The sequence below is a fragment of the Falsiruegeria litorea R37 genome, from assembly GCF_900172225.1.
In the GTDB taxonomy this organism is placed as follows: Bacteria; Pseudomonadota; Alphaproteobacteria; order Rhodobacterales; family Rhodobacteraceae; genus Falsiruegeria; species Falsiruegeria litorea.
Genome location: NZ_FWFO01000001.1, coordinates 2,059,943 through 2,082,184, shown reverse-complemented (window position 1 = coordinate 2,082,184; position 22,242 = coordinate 2,059,943). Strand labels below are relative to the sequence as shown.

General features: G+C 58.1%; 19 protein-coding genes and 1 tRNA gene. 11 read left to right on the top strand and 9 right to left on the bottom strand.

Features of this window, described 5'->3' with window-relative positions; genetic code table 11:
- Window positions 1–48 precede the first annotated feature (48 nt).
- Genes TRL7639_RS10165 through TRL7639_RS10150 form a run of 4 tightly spaced genes read right to left on the bottom strand, consistent with a single transcriptional unit; the run spans window position 49 to window position 4,298 of the window.
- Window positions 49–1,257 carry a beta-ketoacyl-[acyl-carrier-protein] synthase family protein gene (locus TRL7639_RS10165; protein ID WP_085795566.1) on the bottom strand — a complete coding sequence of 403 codons (1,209 nt, stop codon included), beginning with the start codon at window positions 1,255–1,257 and terminating at the stop codon, window positions 49–51.
- A 21-nt stretch (window positions 1,258–1,278) separates the two neighbouring features.
- A complete protein-coding gene (locus tag TRL7639_RS10160) occupies window positions 1,279–1,536 on the bottom strand; it encodes an acyl carrier protein (RefSeq protein WP_085795565.1) in 258 nt (85 codons plus the stop codon).
- A gap of 34 nt (window positions 1,537–1,570) precedes the next feature.
- Window positions 1,571–2,662 carry a UDP-3-O-(3-hydroxymyristoyl)glucosamine N-acyltransferase gene (gene lpxD, locus TRL7639_RS10155; RefSeq protein ID WP_085795564.1) on the bottom strand — a complete coding sequence of 364 codons (1,092 nt, stop codon included), beginning with the start codon at window positions 2,660–2,662 and terminating at the stop codon, window positions 1,571–1,573.
- Between the two features lie 37 nt (window positions 2,663–2,699).
- Window positions 2,700–4,298, bottom strand: coding sequence for a L,D-transpeptidase family protein (locus TRL7639_RS10150; protein WP_085795563.1), 1,599 nt, complete (start codon window positions 4,296–4,298; stop codon window positions 2,700–2,702).
- Window positions 4,299–4,656: 358 nt separating this feature from the next.
- Here TRL7639_RS10150 and mepK point away from each other — a divergent pair, with 358 nt between their 5' ends.
- The 11 genes from mepK to TRL7639_RS10095 all read left to right on the top strand — a co-directional run bounded on the left by mepK (window position 4,657) and on the right by TRL7639_RS10095 (window position 16,684).
- Window positions 4,657–5,226, top strand: coding sequence for a peptidoglycan L,D-endopeptidase MepK (gene mepK / locus TRL7639_RS10145; protein ID WP_085795562.1), 570 nt, complete (start codon window positions 4,657–4,659; stop codon window positions 5,224–5,226).
- Window positions 5,227–5,427: 201 nt separating this feature from the next.
- Entirely contained in the window at window positions 5,428–6,105 is a 678-nt protein-coding gene (locus TRL7639_RS10140; RefSeq protein WP_165759791.1) for a TetR/AcrR family transcriptional regulator, read from the top strand.
- On the top strand, window positions 6,102–7,130 hold the full coding sequence (locus tag TRL7639_RS10135) for an alcohol dehydrogenase catalytic domain-containing protein (protein WP_085795560.1): 1,029 nt from the start codon (window positions 6,102–6,104) through the stop codon (window positions 7,128–7,130). Before TRL7639_RS10140 ends, TRL7639_RS10135 begins: the two co-directional genes overlap by 4 nt.
- An 81-nt stretch (window positions 7,131–7,211) precedes the next feature.
- The gene (locus TRL7639_RS10130) at window positions 7,212–8,087 is read left to right on the top strand and encodes a branched-chain amino acid ABC transporter permease (protein ID WP_085795559.1); all 876 of its coding nucleotides are present in this window, start codon (window positions 7,212–7,214) and stop codon (window positions 8,085–8,087) included.
- Window positions 8,088–8,091: 4 nt separating this feature from the next.
- Complete coding sequence (locus TRL7639_RS10125; RefSeq protein WP_085795558.1) at window positions 8,092–9,189, top strand: branched-chain amino acid ABC transporter permease; 1,098 nt, start codon at window positions 8,092–8,094, stop codon at window positions 9,187–9,189.
- A complete protein-coding gene (locus TRL7639_RS10120) occupies window positions 9,186–9,950 on the top strand; it encodes an ABC transporter ATP-binding protein (RefSeq protein ID WP_085795557.1) in 765 nt (254 codons plus the stop codon). The genes TRL7639_RS10125 and TRL7639_RS10120 overlap by 4 nt, the downstream gene beginning before the upstream one ends.
- Window positions 9,947–10,720 carry an ABC transporter ATP-binding protein gene (locus TRL7639_RS10115; RefSeq protein WP_085795556.1) on the top strand — a complete coding sequence of 258 codons (774 nt, stop codon included), beginning with the start codon at window positions 9,947–9,949 and terminating at the stop codon, window positions 10,718–10,720. The genes TRL7639_RS10120 and TRL7639_RS10115 overlap by 4 nt, the downstream gene beginning before the upstream one ends.
- Window positions 10,721–10,725: 5 nt before the next feature.
- A complete protein-coding gene (locus TRL7639_RS10110; protein WP_085796364.1) occupies window positions 10,726–12,609 on the top strand; it encodes an AMP-dependent synthetase/ligase in 1,884 nt (627 codons plus the stop codon).
- A 31-nt stretch (window positions 12,610–12,640) separates the two neighbouring features.
- A complete protein-coding gene (locus TRL7639_RS10105; RefSeq protein WP_085795555.1) occupies window positions 12,641–13,801 on the top strand; it encodes an ABC transporter substrate-binding protein in 1,161 nt (386 codons plus the stop codon).
- Between the two features lie 71 nt (window positions 13,802–13,872).
- Window positions 13,873–15,966 carry a molybdopterin oxidoreductase family protein gene (locus TRL7639_RS10100; RefSeq protein ID WP_085795554.1) on the top strand — a complete coding sequence of 698 codons (2,094 nt, stop codon included), beginning with the start codon at window positions 13,873–13,875 and terminating at the stop codon, window positions 15,964–15,966.
- Window positions 15,967–16,207: 241 nt separating this feature from the next.
- On the top strand, window positions 16,208–16,684 hold the full coding sequence (locus tag TRL7639_RS10095) for a hypothetical protein (protein ID WP_133057636.1): 477 nt from the start codon (window positions 16,208–16,210) through the stop codon (window positions 16,682–16,684).
- A 36-nt stretch (window positions 16,685–16,720) separates the two neighbouring features.
- On the opposite strand, the gene TRL7639_RS10090 is transcribed toward TRL7639_RS10095, so the two are convergent.
- The 5 genes from TRL7639_RS10090 to TRL7639_RS10070 form a co-directional block, all read right to left on the bottom strand.
- Window positions 16,721–16,810, bottom strand: a tRNA-Ser gene (locus tag TRL7639_RS10090).
- Between the two features lie 53 nt (window positions 16,811–16,863).
- Window positions 16,864–17,601 (bottom strand): alanyl-tRNA editing protein, encoded by a 738-nt coding sequence (locus TRL7639_RS10085; RefSeq protein ID WP_370808945.1) that lies wholly within the window; start codon window positions 17,599–17,601, stop codon window positions 16,864–16,866.
- Window positions 17,579–19,996 carry a DUF3772 domain-containing protein gene (locus TRL7639_RS10080; RefSeq protein ID WP_110647121.1) on the bottom strand — a complete coding sequence of 806 codons (2,418 nt, stop codon included), beginning with the start codon at window positions 19,994–19,996 and terminating at the stop codon, window positions 17,579–17,581. Before TRL7639_RS10080 ends, TRL7639_RS10085 begins: the two co-directional genes overlap by 23 nt.
- Window position 19,997: 1 nt before the next feature.
- Window positions 19,998–21,032 (bottom strand): cysteine synthase A, encoded by a 1,035-nt coding sequence (locus TRL7639_RS10075; protein ID WP_085795552.1) that lies wholly within the window; start codon window positions 21,030–21,032, stop codon window positions 19,998–20,000.
- Between the two features lie 83 nt (window positions 21,033–21,115).
- A complete protein-coding gene (locus TRL7639_RS10070) occupies window positions 21,116–22,237 on the bottom strand; it encodes an NUDIX domain-containing protein (protein ID WP_085795551.1) in 1,122 nt (373 codons plus the stop codon).
- Window positions 22,238–22,242 lie beyond the last annotated feature (5 nt).

Here is a 22,242-nt window from a genome sequence, read left to right as displayed (position 1 = left end):
CCGAAGAGATCAAGTCGCGAACGCCGCCCCAATGGGCGGCGTTTTTTGTTAGACCTTGCGCAACGCCAGAACTGCATTCAAACCGCCAAATGCAAAAGCATTGGACAAGGCCACTTCAACCTTGGCCTCGCGCGCCTCGTTCGGGACAACGTCCAGAGCACATTCCGGATCGGGCTCTTCGTAACCGATGGTGGGCGCAACCACCCCGTCGCGCAGCGCCATGATGCAGGCCAAAAGCTCGACCGCGCCTGTCCCGCCAATCAAGTGACCATGCATGGACTTGGTCGAGCTGATCATCAGGTTGTCGGCATGTTTGCCAAAGACATCCGCCACAGCGGCGCATTCGGTTTTGTCGTTGGCCGCGGTCCCGGTGCCATGGGCATTGACATAGGCCACGTCCGCGGGATTCAGACGCGCATCCGCCAAAGCGCCAGAGATTGCACGTGCTGCGCCCTGTTTTGATGGCATCACGATGTCAGATGCATCCGACGACATGGCCGACCCGATCACTTCGCACAGAATCTCCGCACCACGCGCCTTGGCGTGCTCGTATTCTTCAAAGACAAAGATCCCGGCCCCTTCACCCTGCACCATGCCGTTGCGGTTGGCACTGAACGGGCGGCAGGCATCCTTGGACATCACCCGCAGCCCTTCCCAGGCTTTGACCCCACCGAAACACAGCATCGATTCCGAGCCACCCGTGACCATGACCGGCGCCATGCCACTGCGGACCATGGCCAGGGCCTGCGCCATAGCATGGTTTGACGAGGCACAGGCTGTGGAGACGGTGAAAGACGGGCCTTTGAGGTTATATTCCATCGACAGATGGCTTGCGGCGGCATTGTTCATCAGCTTGGGCACCACAAACGGATGCACCCGGTTCTTGCCGTCTTCATAAACCGAGCGATAGTTGTCGTCCCATGTGCTCACGCCACCGCCAGCAGTTCCAAGAACAACACCCGAGCGGGCGGCCAGTTCGCCATTGAAGGTCAAACCCGATTGGGTAATCGCCTCTTTAGCAGCGGCCAGCGTGAACTGAGTAAACCTGTCATACAAGGACATTTGCTGGCGGTTAAAGCGGCCTTCGGCCTCGAAGCCGCGCACCTGCCCGCCGATCTTGATGGCAAGGCGCTCGACGTCGCGAAATACCAACTCGCCAATGCCACAGCGCCCTTCGCGCATGGCTTCAAGCGTTTCCGGCACCGAATGGCCCAGAGAATTGATGGTTCCGGCCCCGGTGATGACAACGCGTTTCATCTTGTTTTTCCCGCTTGTCCGCTATGCTTTCTCGGACATGAGCTTTTCGATGCCGGCCACGATGGCTGCCACGTTCGAAATGTCAAAATCACTTTGGGATGGTTCGTTGGCATTGAAGGGGATCGAAATGTCGAATTCTTCTTCGATGGCAAAAATGCTTTCGACCAGGCCGAGGCTGTCGATGCCCAGATCTTCCAAAGTGCTGTCGGGGGTTACATCGGACGGGTCCAGAACGGCCTGTTCTGCGATGATCGCGATAACACGGTCGTTGATGCTCATAATCAGTCCTCTGACTAGAATGTCTGAGGCTGATTTAATCACTCGAGGTCAATTTGGAAACCGCCTTTTTCAGCGCATCGACATCACGTAGGATGCGCGGCAAACGGCGTTGCGCTTTGTAAATGTCTGTATGTGTTTCCATTTTTACCGCCGGATAGCCCATCATGACGCGCCCCGCTGGCACATTTGACAGGATTTTTGTCGCACCCGCGGCCACGACACCATCGCCGACAAACAGGTTGTCGGCTACGCCAACTTGCCCACCCAGAACCGTGTTGTTGCCGATATTGACCGAACCGGACAGCCCGACCTGACCACACAAAAGGCAATCGCGGCCAATGCGCGAGTTGTGGCCCACATGCACAAGATTATCGAGCTTGGTTCCAGAACCGATGACCGTGTTGCGTATGGTGCCATTGTCGATGGTCGAGTTGGCGCCGATTTCGACATCATCGCCGATTTCTACGGCACCCAGCGAATGAATGCGCAGCCAGCTTTGGGCTTTTGCGTCGCCTGTATCGCCCATGGATTTCCGCGCATTTTCGACGCCAGACACCTCGGGCGTGACAAAACTGAACCCATCCGAGCCGATGCGTGCTCCGGGTTGGGCGCGAAAACGGTCGCCGATTGTGGCACGTGCGCCGATGCTGACCATTTCGCGCAAGTGGGCATTCGCACCCAGACGCGCGTCCATACCGACAAAACAATGCGGGCCGATAACCGACCCATCGCCGATCATTGCATTGGCTCCGATGACACTGAGCGGACCGATTGAGACATTTTCACCAATTTGCGCCGATGGGTCCACAACAGCAGAGGGGTGAATCCCCTGCCGCTCACCTTGGCCTGCGTCCATCATCACGGTTACCCCGGCCATCGCCATCCGGGGCCGCGCGGCAAAGATTGCGGCCTTCAACCCCAAGGCTTTCCAATCTGCGCCCGACCAAACAATCGCAGCCTGCGCGCTTCCTGTGCCAAGCTCGTCGGCGTATTTGGGAGACATTGCAAGCGCCAGATCATCCGCCGTCGCATCGCCGGGCTCGGATGCGCGGGCAACCGTCAACTCAAGGTCCCCTGCCGCCTCGGCGCCAAGGGATTGGGCGATCTGTTGGATGGTAAAGCGCATGGTGGGACCCCGTCTTCTTCGCTTTGGTCCCCGATGCTTACCCCCGAACGGCGGACAGGGCCACCCCTGCGTTGCTCAGCGCGTTCCAGATCTTGGCATCGCGGCCATAGATGTCGCGGCGGTACTCTGCTTGGCCCTTGGGCGAGATCACAGCCGTCCGATAAATGATGTGAACCGGCACCTGCTGTTCTAGTTCCACCTTGGTTTCCTTGCCACTGTCCAGCACCCGGTGAAAGAAGTCCTTGGGCGCCTCGCTTTGCTTGGCCAGCAGCGCATAAGCGAACTCGAACGGTTGCGCCAGACGGATGCAGCCGTGGGAATAGGCGCGTACCTCGCGCGCGAACAGGTGCTTTTGCGGCGTGTCGTGCAGGTAGATGTTGTATTTGTTCGGGAACATGAACTTCACCAAACCAAGCGCGTTTCTTTTGCCCGGAGGCTGTCGCATGGCAAAGGGAAAGCTGCGAGCCGAGTACTGCGAGAAGTCGTGACCCCGGCCCACGCGGCGGCCGCGGCTGTCGGTGATTTCCAAGTGCCCCACGGCATTCGGATTGGCGCGCAGCTTGGGCAGATATTCCTTGGTAATGATCGAGCGAGGAACATACCAGCTTGGGTTGATGACCATATGCTCCATCACGTCCGAGAACTCGGGTGTGCGACGGTCACTTGTGTTCTTGCCGATGACCGAGCGGGTTTGGAAGGTCACGTAACCATCATCTACAATCTTGGCGGAAAAGTCGGTCTGGTTGACCAGGATGTGACGCTCGCCACGGTCCCGCATCAGCCAACGCTCCCTCTCGAGCGCCACGATAACCGACTTCAGGCGGTCGCCAACGCTCTTGTTGATCTCGGTAATGGTGCCCTTGCCGGCCACGCCGTCAGCCTCAAGCCCATGAGCGGCCTGGAACGCCTGAACGGCATTCTGCATTGCGATGTCATAAGTGCGGCTGGCGCTGCGCGACATGTAGCCCATGTCGATCAACCGGTTTCGCAGGCTGACAACAACATCGCCACTGTCGCCCGGCTCCATCTTTCGTACGGGTACGGTTGGGCCCCACCCACCTTCAGCCAAAAGGTGCTCAAGGAGCAGCTTTTCTTTCAGCAGCGCGCGGTATTGGGGTGAGGTCGGTGGCAAAGCGCGCATATAAGCGGCGGGAGCTGTGCCCTTGAATTCAGCCAGATAGGCATCGCCATCACGACGCTCGACCTTGCGAACCATGCCATCGTCGATGTTCGAGGGGCGCAAAACGCCTGTCTGAACGTCGCGGGCATAGGTGACAAAAGCGCGGCTAAGGGCAACTTCGACCATGCCCAGATCCCGCGTGGTTTCCGCATCGCGCATCTTGTCCATCAGTTGATCCAGGCGATAGCGATCCACCGGCAACCCATGTACATCTGCCGTAGATAGGGCCTGCACCAAAGCGGCACGGCGTGCGCGGAACTCTTCCCCCTCGCCGGTCCAAATCGGTTGATAGTTGTTCTCTCGATAGAACTTGGCGACCGCATCGCTCTTGGAGGCGGCCTCGGCAACGGCTTGTTTGAAGGCGGTGACCTGGGCCGACACGGGCGCGCCTAACAGCGCAATCAATCCGGCGGTCCCCAGCAAGTGTAATACGGTTCTGGCAGACGAACGCAGCATGGGATGGTCCTTGGGGTCTTGATAATGGTCAAATCAACGGGTGATAGGCGATTTTCAAAAGTTACATCACAGAAGTCCATTCACATTTGGTTCACAGTACAAATTGCGAACACACCTGATGCAAGCATGCATCGCCCCCGATTTTTCGGTTTTGACCGCTCGCAAATGCGGCAAAGATAAGGCATTTGCTCATGTTTGCGCAAAAACTCGCCGAAAATTCCCCGTATTTAAAACTTGCGGCATTCAATTCTTGGCTCGCGAATCTGTCTGTGTCATACAGTTGCCATCTGGGGATGGAAGTAAACACAGTGCACGTAACATCGTGCGCAGGCAGGATACGTACGGGACGACACAGGAAATGGCAGATTCCAGCTCTTCGGGCTTGACCCGGCGCGCCCTATTGGGTGCGTTCGCAGCAACAACACTTACCGCGGCACCCACCTTCTCCAAGGCAGCAGGATTCCTGCGCGGCGGCGGTGATATTCGACGCATCAGAATGTACTCGGGTCGAACGGGTGAACGCATCGACATGATCTACTGGATCGATGGCGATTACATCCGGGATGCGGTTAAAGAAGTGAACCACTTCATGCGTGACTGGCGGACCGATCAAGTCAAGACCATGGACTTGCGCACGATCGACATCATGGCGGCCGCGCACAATCTGATGGACGTCAACGAACCCTACATGCTGTTGTCAGGCTATCGCAGCCCGCAGACGAACGCCATGCTGCGCCGCCGGTCGCGCGGCGTTGCCAAAAACTCTCTGCACATGCAAGGCAAGGCCGCCGACCTTCGTTTGTCGTCGCGCTCGGTTGGCCAAATCGCTCGTGCCGCCGCCTCCTGCCGGGCCGGTGGTGTGGGTCGCTATTCGCGATCTAACTTTGTCCATATGGATTGCGGCGTCGTGCGCAGCTGGGGCGGCTAAGGTCCGGTACACATTTCGCAACTTTGGTTTTCGAACCCCTGGGGCAGCTGCCCTGGGGGTTTTTGTTTTGTGCGCTAAGCGCTGAAATTTTATTTTATTACAATTGGTTAAATGTTTGTGCCCTGACGTCATCTCAACCACTCAATTGACTACATACCAAGTAGTATGTTCCCTTTGCTCCAAATTCGGAAGGGACATGTAATGTCACAAACAGCCGCTGAAACGCGATCAGAGCGCTACGAAGAACTGCTCCGCGCCGCTGCCGAGTGTTTCCAAAGCCGCGGATTTTCGGCCACTTCGATCGACACCGTCGCACGCCACCTTGGGGCGACAAAGGGGCGGGTCTATCATTACTTTCCGTCCAAGATGGATCTGTTCAATGCCGTGCGCGAGCGTGCCATGGATCTGGTCTTTGCAGCTTCAGAACCGGGATACAGCCTGCAAGGCAGCCCGGCTGAGCGTCTTTACGTGATGTCCGAAGGCCATGCGCGCTCGATGATCGACGACCTGCCGTATATGCATGTCCTGATGGATGGGCTTCAGATGCTTCGCTATTCCACCACGACCCAGTTTCAGCGGGAAGCCATGGAAGCGCATCTGACGCGGCGTGATCTGTATGAACAACGGTTTCGCGAGGTTGTGGTTCAAGGCGTGGCAGATGGTCAATTCCACATCGGCCCCCAGCTTTCGATCACAATCCAGAGTTTCATGAGCACCCTGAACGGCCCCGTGTTTTGGTACCGCCCGCGCGGGGAGGACACGACCGAGAGCCGTCAGGCCATCGTTGACGACGTGGTACGCTTTGCGATGTCAGGCCTTGGGCTGAGCGCAGACAGTATCACGCAGCATTCAAACCAATCACAAAAGGTTTTCGCATGACACAGATTCCCGAAACCATGTTCGCTGTCTTGCAGACCGGCGATGGGTACTCAGGCCAAGCAACCGGCCCGGCCATAACCGATGCATCAGATTATCTGGAAAACGGTGAAATCGCCGTCCCCACCCCCGGCCCCGGACAAGTACTGGTCAAGCTGCGGGTGGCCTCGGTCAACCCGTCGGATATGCATTTCATCAAGGGTGAATACGGTCAGCCGCGGGTCAAAGGACACCCGGCAGGGTTCGAGGGATGTGGCGATGTCGTGGCCACAGGCAAAGGTGCCGAAGGCCTGACAGGTCAGCGTGTGGCCTTTGTTGCCGCGGGTTCAGGTGCCTGGGCGGACTACGTTGTGACGCAGGCACAAATGTGCATCCCCCTTCGCCCCGACATCTCGGACGAGGATGGCGCGGCGCAGATCGTCAATCCGTTGACCGCTATGGCGATGGTTGACATTGCAAAGTCCGAGGGCGACGCCTTTGTGATTTCTGCAGCCACCAGCCAGTTGGGCAAACTGATGTGTACGCTGGGGCGGGATCTGGGTTTGAAACCCATCGCGCTTGTGCGCCGAGCCGAAGCCGTCGAGCCGCTCAAGGAGCTGGGGGCGGCCGAGGTTCTGGTGACCAGCGACCCGGACATTTTAAAGAATTTCGCCAAGATCAGTGCCGAACTGAAGCCGCGCGTATTCCTGGACGCTGTCAGCAATCAGCAATCCGAGCAGATCTTTGCGGCTATGCCCAACCGCGCCCGTTGGATCAGCTACGGCAAATTGGACGCTGAACTGCCCAGCCTGTCCCGCATGGGGCAGCTCGTTTTCATGGGCAAGAAGATCGAGGGATTCTGGCTCACCAATTGGATGATGACCACGCCACCTGCCGATCAGATGCGTGTCGTGGCCGAAGTTCAGGCACGATTTGCAGATGGCCGCTGGAAAACCGACGTCTCAGCGCACCTACCCCTTCGTGACGTTGTGTCAGGTTTGGCGGATGCGCTCAAAAAGACTGACGGAAAGGTCATGATCACGCCATAGTAACGATGACCGCCCCCTGATGATGAGGAGGATCAAGGGGGGCAGTTGCATAAGCCGGACAACCGGCGCAGGGAGGAAAATTTGGACAATTTGCAGCTGCTGATCAGCGGGCTGGCGAATGGCTGTGTGTACGGCCTGATCGCGCTTGGCTTTGTGCTGATCTACAAGGCAACCGAAGCCGTGAACTTCGCGCAGGGCGATTTCATGATGCTGGGAGCCTTCATAACCATCGGGCTAACAAACACAGAATATATGGGGCTGCCGTTCTGGCTGGCCTTGCCGATCTCATTGGGGTTGATGGCCGTTCTTGGGTATCTGCTGGATCGCTTCTTGATCCGCAAGATGTTTGGAGAAAGTCAAACCTCGGTCGTGATTTTGACCATCGCGCTTGGCTTTGTCATCCGCTTTGTCGCAGGCCTGATCTGGGGGCACGAGCCGCAGACACTGCAAAACCCACTTGCAGGCAAAGAAATCGCCCTGGGCGGTCTGGTGCTGGGGATGGAGGACGTGGCCGTCATCGTGGTCACTGTGCTGCTGACCTGGTCGCTCTATGTCTTTTTCTCGAAAACCAAGATGGGGCTGGCCATGCAAGGTGCCTCGCAGAACCAGCTGGCGGCGTATTACATGGGTGTGCCAGTCAAGCAGGTTCAGGGGTTGATCTGGGCTTTGGGTGGCGTTGTGGCCTGTGTCGCGGGCATTCTGTTCGCGGCCAAGGGATCGGTTGATCCCAGCACCGGCCTCATCGGGATCAAGGCCTTTGCGGCGGCGGTCATCGGTGGCTTCGGCTCGCTGCCCGGTGCTCTTGCAGGTGGCCTGATCGTTGGCGTGATCGAACCCTTTGCCAGCCGTTACATCGCTGCCGGATACAGCCAGATCGCGCCTTACGCGCTGCTGCTTGCGGTATTGGTCTTCCGTCCGCACGGGCTGTTCAGCCAAGTGCGCACCAAGAAGGTATAAGCTCATGCGGATTGTATTCAAAACCAATTACATGCAGGATATCCGCCCCTGGAAGGACGGATATCAGCTGAGCCTTTACATGCTGCTTTTGGCGGTGGCGATTGCCGCGCCTTGGGTGCTGGATGACTTTTACTTAGGCGAACTCACCAACGTGTTGATCTGGGCCATCGCCGGTCTGGGGCTGATGGTTCTGACCGGGCATACCGGCCAGGCCAGCCTGGGCCACGCCGCGTTCTTGGCCATCGGGTGTTATGCCAACATCATCCTGGTCGAGGCGGGCGTGCCCTTCATGATCGCCTTTCCGGTGGCCGGTCTGATCACGGGCATCATCGGCGCGACCATCGCGGTCCCTGCCCTGCGGCTCCATGGCATCTATCTGGCGATCTTTACGCTGGCGATGTCGATCCTGATGGACGACATCATCGTTCTGGCCGAGCCGATCACCGGCGGTGTTGCGGGCAAATATGCGCCACCGATCGGCGTCTTTGGCTTTATGGTGGATCGTTGGGGCACTCCGAATGAATTTTACTGGCTGACGCTTGGCGTCGTGGTTCTGGTTACGCTTGGCTACATCAATCTGCTGCGCGCGCCCCTGGGCCGGTCGTTCATCGCCGTGCGTGACAGCGAGGTGTCGGCACAGGCCATGGGCGTGGACATCTCGCGCACCAAGACGATCTCGTTTGGCCTTAGCTGCATGGTCACTGGATGGGCGGGCGCCTTGATGGGGCTTTATGCTGGTGCCTTCAACAACGAGACGTTCAGCGTCGTGATCTCGATCCAGCTGTTGATGATGATCGTGATTGGTGGCCTTGGCTCGATCCACGGTGCCTTCTTTGGCGCCATCGTCATCGGCTTCCTGCCGCAGTTCCTGTCGATCTCGAAAGAGTACGTCGGTGCTGTCTTTGGCGGGTCCACGGTGGCCATTCCCGGTCTCGAGTTCGGCATCTTTGGCATGATCCTGATCGCCTTCATCCTGTTCGAACCGATGGGCATCTATGGCCGTTGGCTCAAGATCCGCACCTGGTTCGAACTTTTCCCCTTCTACCGCAAGGACATGTTCAAGCGGCAGAAATCCTACCTCAAGACGGAGCGCCTGAGATGAGCTTGCTTGAGCTTGAAAACGTCACATTGAAGTTTGGCGGGCTGACGGCGGTGGATAATCTGTCGTTCAGCGTCGAAGAGGGCGAGGTTTTCGCCATCGTAGGTCCCAACGGAGCGGGCAAATCGACCGTGTTCAACCTGATTTCGCGGTTCTATGACCCCTATGCGGGCAAGATCCGGTTTGATGGACACGACCTGTTGCAGGTCAAACCATCGGGTGTTGCTGCTTACGGCGTGGCGCGGACGTTCCAGAACATCGAATTGTTCGAACACGCGACAGTGCTGCAAAACCTGCTGGTCGGGCGGCATCGTCATCGCACCACCAACGTGCTGTCCGAGGTGTTCTTTTCATCTTCGGCCAAACGGCAAGAGATGGAGAACCGAGAAAAGGTCGAAGAGGTGATCGATTTCCTCGACTTGCAAGCCTATCGCGACAAGATGATCGCGGGCCTTCCCTACGGCGTCCGCAAGGTGGTCGAGGTGGCGCGTGCGCTCTCGACTGATCCCAAGCTGTTGCTACTCGACGAGCCGGCCTCGGGCCTCTCGGTCGAGGAAACGGCAGACATGCGGTGGTGGATCGACGACATCCGCCGCCAGATGGGCATCACCGTGTTGATGGTCGAACATGACATGGGGCTTGTGTCGGGCGTGTCCGACCGGGTTCTGGCCATGGCTGATGGCGCAAAACTGGCGCTTGGCACCCCAGCCGAGGTGCAATCGCACCCGGCCGTGATCGAAGCATATCTGGGGAAGGCCTCATGAGCGAACCCATCCTTAAAATCCGCAATATCGAGAGCTTCTACGGACCCATCATGGCGATCCGGGGCGTATCCCTGGACGTGCACGAGGGGCGCGTTGTTTCGATCCTGGGCGCCAATGGCGCGGGCAAGACAACGCTCATGAAAACCGTGTCCGGCGTGATGGATCCAGAAAAGGGCACCATCACCTTTGCCGGGCAAGAGATTCAAGGGTCGGAACCGCACAAGGTTGTGCAGCAAGGCATCGTTCACGTACCCGAGGGGCGCGAGGTGTTTCCGCTGCTCACGGTGGACGAAAACCTGAGCCTGGGCGCCTATACCAGCACGGACAAGGGCCAGATCGAACATGATCGCGAGCTGGTGTTCAGCTACTTCCCGATCCTGAAAGAACGGCGCAACCAGGAAGCGGGCACGCTTTCGGGCGGGCAACAGCAAATGCTGGCGATCGGTCGCGGGTTGATGGCCAACCCACGCATCATGCTCTTGGACGAACCCAGCCTCGGGCTATCTCCACTCTTGGTGCAGGAAATCTTTGCCATCCTCAAACGGCTCAATGAAGAGCAGAACATGACCATGATGCTGGTGGAACAGAACGCCAGTGCGGCGCTGAACCTGGCGCATGACGGTTACGTGATGGAAGTCGGCCGTATCGTGATGGACGGCACCGCCGAGCAATTGATGGCGTCCGAGGACATCCAGAACTTTTATCTGGGTGTGCAAGAAGAAGGCGAGCGGGAAAACCGCCGCTGGAAACGCAAGAAAACGTGGAGGTGAGCCAGATGGATGCAACCACCCTACCCGCCCAGACCGTGATCAACGGCGTTTCGTTCAACGCCACGCCGGGCCAGCGCCCGGTGATGGTGGACGGCACCCAGACGATCGTATCCCTGTTCCAGAAGCGCTGCGCCGAATTGGGCAACCGTACTGCGCATCGTGAAAAGGATCATGGGATCTGGAAAAGTTATTCATGGGCCGATTATTGGACCCATGCCAAATGGATCGGCATGGCGTTGCGCAAGCTGGGTCTGCAACGGGGCGAGGTCGTATCGATCCTGTCCGAGGATCGCAAGGAATGGGCCTATTCCGATCTGGGCATCCAATGTGTCGGCGGCATTGCGTCCGGTGTCTATACCACCGACAGTGCCAGTCAGCTTGCGTATCTGATCAACGACAGCGATAGCCGCTTTCTGATCGTCGAAAACGAAGAGCAGCTGGACAAATATTTCCAGATCGAGGCCGAGGTTCCTGGTCTTCTGAATGTCATCATCCTCGAAGATGAGGGGCTGCACGACCTGAACCATGACCGCTGCATCATGATCGATGACCTCTACAAAATCGGCCAGCAGGCCGAAAAAGAGGAACCCGGCGTGTTTGAAGCCGAGATCGACAAGGCACAGCCGCAGGACATCGGCCTGTTGATTTATACCTCGGGCACGACTGGCATGCCCAAAGGGGCAATGCTGAGCCAGGAAAACGTGATGGCGGGCCTTGAGGCCGGCGCGCACCGCCTGCCGGTTCTGGAAACCGACGAGCAGCTGTGTTTTCTGCCGCTCTGTCACATCCTTGAACGCAACGTGTCGATCTATTTCCCAATCTCCAGCAAGGCGACCGTGAACTTTGCCGAAAGCCCCGAGACGGTTTTCGCCAACTTGCAAGAGGTTTCGCCGGCAACCTTCGTGGCCGTGCCGCGCGTTTGGGAAAAGATCTATTCCCAGGTGCTGATCCTGGCGCAAGAGGCCACACCGGCGGGCCGCGCGGCCTTTGGCATGGCGCTGAAGGCCGGGTTCGAGCGGGCCGAATATCTGCTGGGCAACAAACCAGTGCCCGCGGGTGTCGCGGCCAAGTTCTGGCTGTGGGATCGGCTGGTTCTGCGCAACCTGCGCCGGATGCTGGGCATGGACAACATGCGCCGCGGCGGTACAGGCGCGGCCCCGATCTCGCCTGAGCTGCTGAAATGGTACTGGGCCATTGGCGTGCCTTTGCTCGAGGGCTGGGGGATGACGGAAACATCCGGTCTGGGCTCGATCAATACGTTCGAAGAGAACAAGGTCGGCTCGATCGGCAAGGCCGTGCCCGGCTATGAAATCCGCATTGCCGACGATGGAGAGATCCAGACCAAGGGCCTCAACAACTTTAAAGGCTACTGGCGCAACAATGAAAAGACGGCCGAGACCTTCACCGACGATGGCTGGCTGCGCACCGGGGACATTGGAGAGCTTGACGACGACGGCTATCTGAAGATCACCGGACGCCTCAAGGACATCATCATCACTGCGGGCGGCAAGAACATCACCCCGGCCGAAATCGAAAGCCGGTTGAAATTCAGCCACTTTATCTCGGATGCGGTGATCATTGGCGACCGGCGTAAGTACCTGACGGCACTGATAATGATTGATCAAGAGAACGTCGAGAAATACGCTCAGGACAGAAAGGTCCCGTTCTCGAACTTTGCGTCGCTCTGTGCTGCGCAAGAGGTCAAGGATTTGATCGCCGAAGAGGTCAAGGCGGTGAACAAGGAGTTTGCGCGGGTCGAACAGATCAAGGATTTCCGCCTGATCGACGTGCTTCTGACGGCCGAGGATGAGGAGCTTACGGCCACCATGAAGCTCAAGCGCAGCTATGTAGAAAAGGCGCACGCCCATCTGATCGACGACATGTACTGAGATAATAACAAGTTCCAAAGGGAGGAAACTTATGAAGACACTCATCAAACGGCTGATCACAGCCACGGCGCTGACCGCCGCTGCAACTCTGGCACATGCCGAAACCCAAGGCGTGAGCGACACAGAGATTCGCATCGGTTCGGTCAATGACCTGTCCGGCGTGTTTGCTGCCGTAGGCGTGCCCGCGACCAAAGGTGCAAACGTCTATTTTGACAAGGTCAACGCCGCTGGCGGTGTACACGGGCGCAAGATCACGTTCATTGTCGAAGACAACGGCTATCAAATGCCGCGCGCAATGCAGGGCTACAACAAGCTTTTGAACCGCGACAAAGTCTTTGCGATGCTGCAAAGCCTTGGCACACCAATGAACCTGGCTGGCTTTAAGCTTCTGGATCCCAAGGGCATCCCAAACGTTGCGCCTCTGTCTGCTGCACGTCAGATGCTGCAGGACCCGGTTCGCAACAAATTCGTATCCTTTGCCGACTATTTCGAACAGGCCCGCATCGGTGTGAAGTTTTTGGCAGAAAAGTATGATGCCAAAAACGTCTGCACAATGTATCTGCCCACCGACTTCGGCAAAGAGATCCTGGAAGGTTCGCATGCCGGTGCGAAAGAGGCAGGAATCGCATTTGCGTCCGAGACAACGCACAAGCCGGACGAATCCGACTTTGTTGGCTCGCTCAGCAAGCTCAAGGCAGACGGCTGTGACATCGTTTCGATGGCGCTTACCGTCCGTCAAAGCATCACTGTTGCAGGCACCGCCAAGAAAATGGGCCTGAGTGACATGAAGTTCATGAACACTTCGGCCGGCTTCCTGACCGTGGTTGCCAAGGTTCCGGGCGGTGTGACCGAGGGTCTTTATGCAGCGGCCAGCTGGCAGGATCTTTGGGCACGTGCCAACGACGAAGCCCCCAAGGCCTTCATCGAAGAGTACAAAGCCGCGACCGGTGAAGACCCGGTTGGCTTTGCTATGCTCGGCTACGCGGGTGCCCAGATGATGGTCAAAGCGCTTGAGGCAGCTGGACCTGATCTGACACACGACAGTTTCATCGCAGCTATGGAAAGCCTCCAGTACGAGGATGAACTGGTCGGCAACTACATCGACTACAGCGCCGATGATCACCAGGGCGCCGACACCGTCTATGTTTCAGTCGTCGAGAATGGCAACTGGAAGAAAGTTCACGAAGAATAAGCACTTCGTTTGGGGGCGTTCGGGAAACCGAGCGCCCTTTTTCTGCCTATCGACACCAGAGCGAGGCCCCCATGACCCAGCCGCAAATCCAGCACCGCACCTGCAATATCTGCGAGGCCATGTGTGGGTTGATCATCACCCACGACGACACACAGGTCCTGTCGATCAAACCGGACCCGGATGATCCGTTGTCGCGCGGCCACATCTGCCCCAAGGCTGTCGCTTTGCAGGATTTCCGCACTGACCCTGACCGGATCACCAAACCTTTGCGCAAAGTAAACGGTGAGTTTGTCGAGATCGGCTGGGACGAGGCGCTGGAATATGCCGCTGAACGTATCCGCGCGGTGCAGTCGGCCCATGACCGGGACGCTGTCGGCGTCTATCTGGGCAATCCCAACGCACATAAATTTGGCAACCTTCTGAACCTGCCCAGCCTGGTCAAAGCCATCGGCACGTCAAACCGCTACAGCTCGGCCACGGCAGACCAGATCCCGCATCACGTCGCCTCGATTCACATGCTGGGTCATCCGATGCTGATCCCGGTGCCGGACATCGACCGCACCGATTACATGCTGATCATTGGTGGCAATCCGGTGGTGTCCAACGGGTCAATGATGACCGCGCCCGGCTTTGGCCGCCGCATTGAAGAGGTCAAAGCCCGCGGCGGTCAGGTCGTTGTCATCGACCCGCGCCGGACCGAGACGGCTGACAAGGCCTCGGCTCATCACTTTATCCGCCCTGAAACAGACGCCTTTCTGATGTTGGCGATGGTGCATGTGATCCTGGATCGTGGGCTGGTCGATTTGGGGCATCTGGCGGATCGGATCGACGGGTTGGATGCGCTGAAAGAGGCCATCAAACCCCTCACCCCTGCCCTTGCCGCGGACCACACCGGCATCGCACAAGAGGTGATTGAACAAATGGCGACGGATTTCGCAAACGCCAAATCCGCCGTCTGCTACGCCCGCATGGGCGCCTCGACCCAAAGCTTTGGTGGCCTCTGCCAATGGGCCAGCAACGTGCTCAACATCATCACCGGCAACTTTGACGTCGAAGGCGGCGCGATGTTTACCACGCCCGCGCTGGATTATGTCGGCATGACCAGCCGCAAGGGCAAGCACCGCACCTACCCCGAACGCCGCTCACGCGTGTCCGGGCAACCGCTTTACAACGGTGAGTTCCCCGTCTCGGTCATGGCCGAAGAGATGGAGACACCAGGCCCCGGTCAGATCAAGGCCCTGGTAACCGTCGCAGGCAATCCCGTTCTTACTGCGCCGAACGGGCGACGGATTGAGGCGGCGCTTGAGGGGCTCGATTTCATGATGTCCATCGATATCCACCTCAACGACACCACGCGGCATGCAGATCTGATCCTGCCGGGCACCGTGGCGCTGGAAGAGGTGATGTATGACATCGTCTTTCACACCTTTGCCGTGCGCAATACCGCGGCCTATGCCCCTGCGATGTTTGCCCCGCCCGAAGGGAACCCGCAGGAGTGGGAGGTCATCGCACGTTTGACCGCCAAGTTGACCGGCGCCAATCAGATTGGCCCTTCGCCAGACCAGGTCCTGTCAATGCTGCTAACCCAAGGCTTTCATGCGGATCAGGTCACGATCCCCACGATGCAATCCGCCCAAGGCTCCATCGACCTTGGCCCCATGGTGCCCAACCTGGCGGATCGTTTGGAAACCCCCGAAGGGCGGTTGGATCTGGCACCTGACGTCTTTCTGGACGACCTTCCCCGATTGCTGGACAGCACTGCGTTGGAAGACGAGGATTTCCCCTATCTGATGATCGGCCGCAGGCAGGTACGCAGCCACAACAGCTGGACTCAGAACAGCCCGCGCCTGGTCAAGGGCCGCAACCGCTGTACCGTGCAGATCAACCCCGTGGACGCCGATCGCTTGGGCATTGCCGATGAAAGCGAGGTTCAGGTCAGCGGTCGCGTAGGCTCGGTCACACTGCCCGCAGAAATCACCGACACCATGGCCCCCGGTGTGGTGTCGATCCCCCAGGGGTGGGGCCAGCGCAACGGTCAATTGTCAGCCGCAACCAAGGTGCAGACTGTGTCAATCAACGATCTGACCGACGATCAGCGCATCGACCCGATCAGCGGCAACGCGGCGTTTAATGGCGTGCCTGTGGCCCTGGCTGCGGTCGGGTAATTTTGCAAACGGAGCGGAGAATTCCTGAAACAAATGAGTGTCGGAAATTTGTATTCATCAGGTGTCTTTCTTCCAGGGCAAGCGTTAGGGCGTCGCGGTATTTTGGTAGCAATCGTGGACGGGTACCCACCGGAGGCAGGAAAAGGTTATAAAAAAATATCCTTATCAAGGTGGAGATGTCTTAGTTCTACCACTATGCACCTGTAGAAAGTCGAGTTCTCATTAAAGTAAGGTAACGATTATGTTCAAAGGTAAGCACTGTGCGCGTGTAGCCTTCTTGTCGGCGATGGTTTTGAGTTATTCACCGTTTCCTGCATACGCCACGGAAGAATTGCGCAAAGAACTGGAAACAGCCATCGCCCAGTGCAATTTCGACGCAAGAACAAAAATCCTTGAACTCGCGGATGTAGTGCAAGACGACTCAATGGACGACTTGTTTGGTGGGTCTGCAATGCAATGTGTAAACAAATGGAAGTCTGTAGAGGCCGTTTTCTACGATCCGGGCATTGGTGCATACGTTCTTGCCAAAGACGCGGAAGCGATACTGGCTGCAAAACGTAGGCTGGAACTCCAACAAAAGAACAAAGCTCGTGAAAAAGAGCTGGCTCGTCGCACAGTTGAAGCTTGTTTTGAACTTGAACAGCGTGATCCAACGTCTGCTTATCTAAACCCAATCTGTCATGACTTTTTTCGCGTCAAATTGCCCAATTGGGACTAGGCGAAGCCAAAGACGAAATTTTGTATCTAGGGGGTATGGCGGAGAGACAGGGATTCGAACCCTGGAGACGGTTTCCCGCCTACACACTTTCCAGGCGTGCGCCTTCGACCACTCGGCCACCTCTCCGTGTTGGCGTTATTTGGATGATCCGCCGGGGATTTGCAAGAGGGGAATTGCCCTTATTGGTCATCTAAATGCAAGTAGACCCGACGGTTCTGGCGCCCCTTCTTTTCGACCTTGCCCAGACGAATTTTGCCGATCTCGCCGGTACGCGCCACATGGGTGCCCCCGCAGGGCTGCAGATCGACCTGTGCGTCGCCCTGCCCGATCCGAACCAGTCGGATTTTGCCTGATCCGCGCGGAGGCTGCACCGACATCGTTTTGACCAAACCTGGGTTGGCGTACAGCTCGGCGTCCGTGATCCAGTCTTCGGTCACGGGTAAATCCCGGTCGATCAACTCCTGAAGCTGCGTTTGCAGGGCTTCCTTGTCCTCAGGCGCGTCGGGCATGTTGAAATCCAACCGACCTTTGGCAGCGCTGATCGATCCGCCGGACACTTCCAGGGGGATCACGACGGACAGAAGGTGCAGCGCCGTGTGAACGCGCATGTGACCAAAGCGGAGGTCCCAGTCCAGATTTTGGGTGACTTGTGTTCCAACAGGCGGCAGCCCCGCCTCCTCGGCCGGCACCAGGGCGATTTGATCGCCATCTGCCTTGATGGTTGTCACCACATCCATCTGGCCACCGTCCCAGATTAGGCGGCCAGCATCACCGGGTTGTCCACCGCCGGTTGGGTAAAACAGGCTCTGGTCCAGAATCACGCCTCCCTGATCGGTATGGGCCAGAACTGTCGCGGGGGCTTGGCACAAATAGGCATCTTGCCGGTACAAGAGGTCAGCGGGCATCAGCGTCTGCATCTCCGTCACTATCGGGGTCCAGATCGGACTCGGTCATTTCAACAGGACCTTGCGGTGGGGCTGGTTTCGGTACCGACGGACCAGCGGGTTGATCGCGCAAGGCCTCGGGATTGCGCAGCCAGATGTCGCGCTGTGCAAACGGGATCTCGATCCCCTCTTCGGTGAACCGCTTGGCGATTTCGTGATTCATGTCGGACTTCACCGACAGAACCCAGTTCACATCCCGCAGGATGGCCCGGATCTCAAAATCGAGTGAATCTGCGCCGAACCCCTGGAACACGACGCTTGGCGCAGGATTGGCCAAAACCATTGGGTGCCCGTTCGCAATCTCGCGCAAAATCCCCTCTACCATTCTTGTGTCGGTGCCATAGGCCACGCCAACGGGTACAATCACGCGACCCACGGTGTTGCCGCGCGTATAGTTCGTGACCGACCCGCTGATCAGGTCCGAGTTCGGGACGATGACATCGGTACGATCGAATGTCTCGATCCGGGTCGAGCGAACCGAAATGTCGCGCACGTATCCCATCTGCCCGTTTACGTCGATCCAGTCACCTTTGGAAATCGGACGCTCGACCAACAGAATGATGCCAGAAACAAAGTTCGACACAATCGTCTGCAGGCCAAAACCAATGCCGACAGACAGGGCACCAGCCACAATCGCAAGTGACGACAGATCAAAGCCGGCACCGGTGATGGCGATCAGGGCTGCCAGGAAGATCCCGACATAGCCGGTGCCCGACACAATTGCGTTCTGCCCTCCGGGATCAAGAGAGGTCTTGGGCAGAAGCGACGTACGCAGCCCCCCTTGCACCAACCGCGTCAAGCCATAGCCAATCCCAAAGATCACCGCGAAGGTCAGGAAATTCGTGGGCGAGATTGTCACCCCGCCAATGTCGATCCCTTGCAGCAACCGCGCCCATTGCTCGGTCAGGTCCGCCTTGCGCGCGCCCCAGTAGAGCGCGATGATCGGCAACGCGATGATGGCGAGAATGAAACCGACAATTACCGAGAACAGGGAATCCCGGCCTGCGTCCCCTTTGCCTGACAACCAGCCATAAAGGTTGCCCAGGAACTGCTGAATGATCACCAGCACCGCAATCAAGGCGATGGTTCTCACCGCGGGAAACACAATCGCTTCGGCCGCATTGATGTAGCCCGCCGCGGCCAAAACCGGAGAAAAGATGCCCAGCAAGTACAGACAACGTCGGAACAGATCCACAAGCTTTCCGAACCCTGCACCCTTTTGGCTGTCCTCGGCTGTTTCGTCCTGCTCCTGATTGCGCACACGTTGAAGCTGAAACAACAAGAAAGCTGTAACCAAAATCACCGGGAAGGAAATTACCGCGCGGCTGGCGTCCGAGATGTTTTCGATCTGCTCTTGAAGAAGAACAAGATCGTACAGCACCAACATGATGGCCAAGAGATCAATATAGACCCGAAGAACCGCGATTTGCGCCGCCGAGAGAAACTTGAAGCTCTCGCGTTCGCCCAGCAGGAACAGGTGTCGCCCGATCCAGTTGAAGTACAAGACCGTCGCCGCCCATCCTGGTACTTGTTCCCACAAAAGCAGGCCGCGAATGCCAAGGGCACCAGTCAGATAGACCGCTGACCACAGGCACATGACCCCAAGCCATGGAAGCAAAATCCGAAACAGGGATATGACAAAGGTCCAAACACCGGTGCCACGCCCCCCAAGTGAACGCAGATAGTCCCCCGCAAGCTGCGACCAAGCCTTGCCCCGCCACAACAGTACCGCGCCGATCGCCAACAGCACCGCGATTGCGGGCGCGTTGTTTTGCACCTGTTCGCGTACGGTGTCTGCGCGAACATTGACAAAGGTTTCATTAACCAATGCCCGGCTGGATTCCTGAACATCGTGCCATGCAAGCGCCCAATACGTTGGGTTTAGCGGTGTTGGTCCCCGTTCCAAAAGCGTTTTGGTTTTGCGCGCTCGGATCACACGGTCAATTTCATCGATCAGGCCATTTGCGCGGCTGAACGCCTCTTGCGCGATGATGCGCGGGACCTGAACTGCGTTTAGCTGATCTTCAAGATGCTTACGCAGCTGCGCCAGATCGGGCGCCTCGGTCTTGCCGTCGCCAGGCTCCGGACCAAGGGCTGCGATCTGCCCTTCAAGCGTGCGGATACGCTCTGAGTTCTGATTGCGCACCCGGTCAAAGATTTCGCGATAACCGTTGATGTCTGACCGCAGCTGCTCAAAGGCAGCATTGGACGCCTTGTTGGCGTCCACCGCCTTTTCGGCCCGGTCAGCTGTGCTGAGCCAGCCCTTGTAGTAATCGCGGCTTTCTTCGCTCAGTTGTGCCTGCGCAACGCTGGCGCACAGCAGAAGAACGGCGAACGCCGCCCAAAGGATGCGGCGCAGACCAGACACCTTAGACGTCCTCGAACACGCCCGGGATCGAACTTGGGGCGCGGGTCATCCATTCGGGTACGGGCAGATCCTTTTCCCGCAGGAAGTCGGGGTTGAACAGTTTCGACTGATAGCGTGTGCCAAAGTCGCACAGGATCGTCACGATGGTATGGCCCGGGCCAAGCTCTTTGGCCAGACGCACGGCACCGGCGATGTTGATCGCGGTCGAACCGCCCATGACCAGACCCTCGTCCCGCAGCAGGTCAAAGATATAAGGCAGCGCCTCGGCATCGGGGATCTGATACGCGTGGTCGGGTTTGAATCCTTCCAGGTTCTTGGTGATACGCACCTGCCCGATGCCCTCGGCGATCGAGCCGCCCTCCATCGCCAATTCGCCAGTGGTGTAATAGCTGAACAAAGCCGCGCCCATGGGATCGGCCAGACCGATCTTGACGCCCTTGGGTTGCAGCACTTCGGACACACCCACCAAGGTGCCACCCGAACCCACGGCGGCGACAAACCCGTCGACCTTGCCCCCCGTCTGTTCCCAGATCTCAGGCCCGGTGGTTTCGATGTGCGCCTGACGATTGGCCACGTTGTCAAACTGGTTGGCCCAGATCGCACCGTTGGGTTCGGTCTTGTTCAGCTCATGCGCCAGACGTTCAGAGTAGCGCACAAAGTTGTTGGGGTTGCGATAAGGGGCTGCGGGCACCTGCACCAGCTGGGCACCGGCCAGACGCAGCATGTCTTTCTTCTCTTCCGACTGGGTCTCGGGGATGACGATGACAGTCTTGAACCCCATCGAAGCCCCCACCAGCGCCAGGCCGATGCCGGTGTTGCCTGCCGTACCTTCAACAATGGTGCCGCCGGGCTTGAGCTCGCCCCGCGCGATTGCATCCTTGATGATGTAGAGGGCAGCGCGGTCCTTGACCGATTGGCCGGGGTTCATGAACTCGGCCTTGCCCAGGATCTCGCATCCTGTCTCTTCGCTGACACGGCGCAGCCGGATCAAAGGAGTTTTGCCAACGGCGTCGGCCAGATCGCGTGCAATGCGCATGGTGCCCCCAAATTCTGAATATGTACAACAGGTTTATCGCCCCGTTCGGGCGACCTCAAGCCGTCATAGCCTGCGCACGTCGATCAAATGTCCTTGCGCAGGCGGTCGTGATTGCGACCCAACCAATTTGCGATCGAGATGAGCGGAACGTTTTTCAGCTTGCCCTGATCCAACCGGTCCATGAATTCGGTGTAAGGTATGATATGGCTGCGAATGTCCTCCCCCTCGGTCGCCAAGCCGCCGGTTGATGCAGGCGCGCTAAGATCTGCGATCCCCACAAAAAGATGCAGGAATTCGGCCGACGAACCGCTGCTGGAATACCCGTCTCCTGCGGAAAACAGCTCTGTCACCTCGACATTGGCTTCTTCGCGGGTTTCACGGCGGGCAGCGTCTTCGGGTGATTCTCCGGGGTCGACCATGCCGGCCACTGCCTCGATCAGCCAGGGGTTGGGATCGCCGATGAAAAAGGCAGGTGCGCGGAACTGCTCGATCACAAGCACGCAATCGCGCACCGGGTCATAGGGCAGGATCACCGAGGCATGACCGTTGATAAGCGCGCTGCGGCTCAGCTCTGGCCCCATGGAGCCGTCGAACCGGCGGTGCTGTAACGTGGCTTCTTCCATGGTGAAATACCCCAGGTAAGGCCGCTTGTGAGAACGCACGACCACATCCTTGGAGATGTCCCAATCTTTGCTCACCTCACGGCGGCGCGCGGCCAGACGCCCTTGCGCCCGCATGCGGATCGCCGGAAACCGAGGCACAATGTCCGAGGCAGGCAGACTGCCATAATGCGACATGACCTCTTCGGCGGCCAGAACCGTCAACTCGCCCCAATCAGCCGCCCAGTCGTCCAAGGACCACGGCGTCGATGGTTCCCACAGGCCTGGCGCTGGAATGAACACTTCGGCCTCGACCATCTCACCGCTGGCGGTGCGCAGGGGCAGTCTGTGCAGATCGTAGTCAAAACCGCCTTCGTAGTAGATCAGCCGATCAATGTCCTCGGGCGTCAGCCCCTGAACCAAAAGGCCATGGGTCACGCGGCCCTCGCCCTTGTCGACCATGGGAAAGATCTGATCTTTCACTGCATAGGCGCCATAACCGTGCAGCTCGGCTTGGGTCAGGTTGATGTGATCAGCTGGGCGATCCAGCACCAGTTCCAACAGCGGCACGTACCGAAGGGTGCCGTAGAAAAACAGATCAGACACGAAAT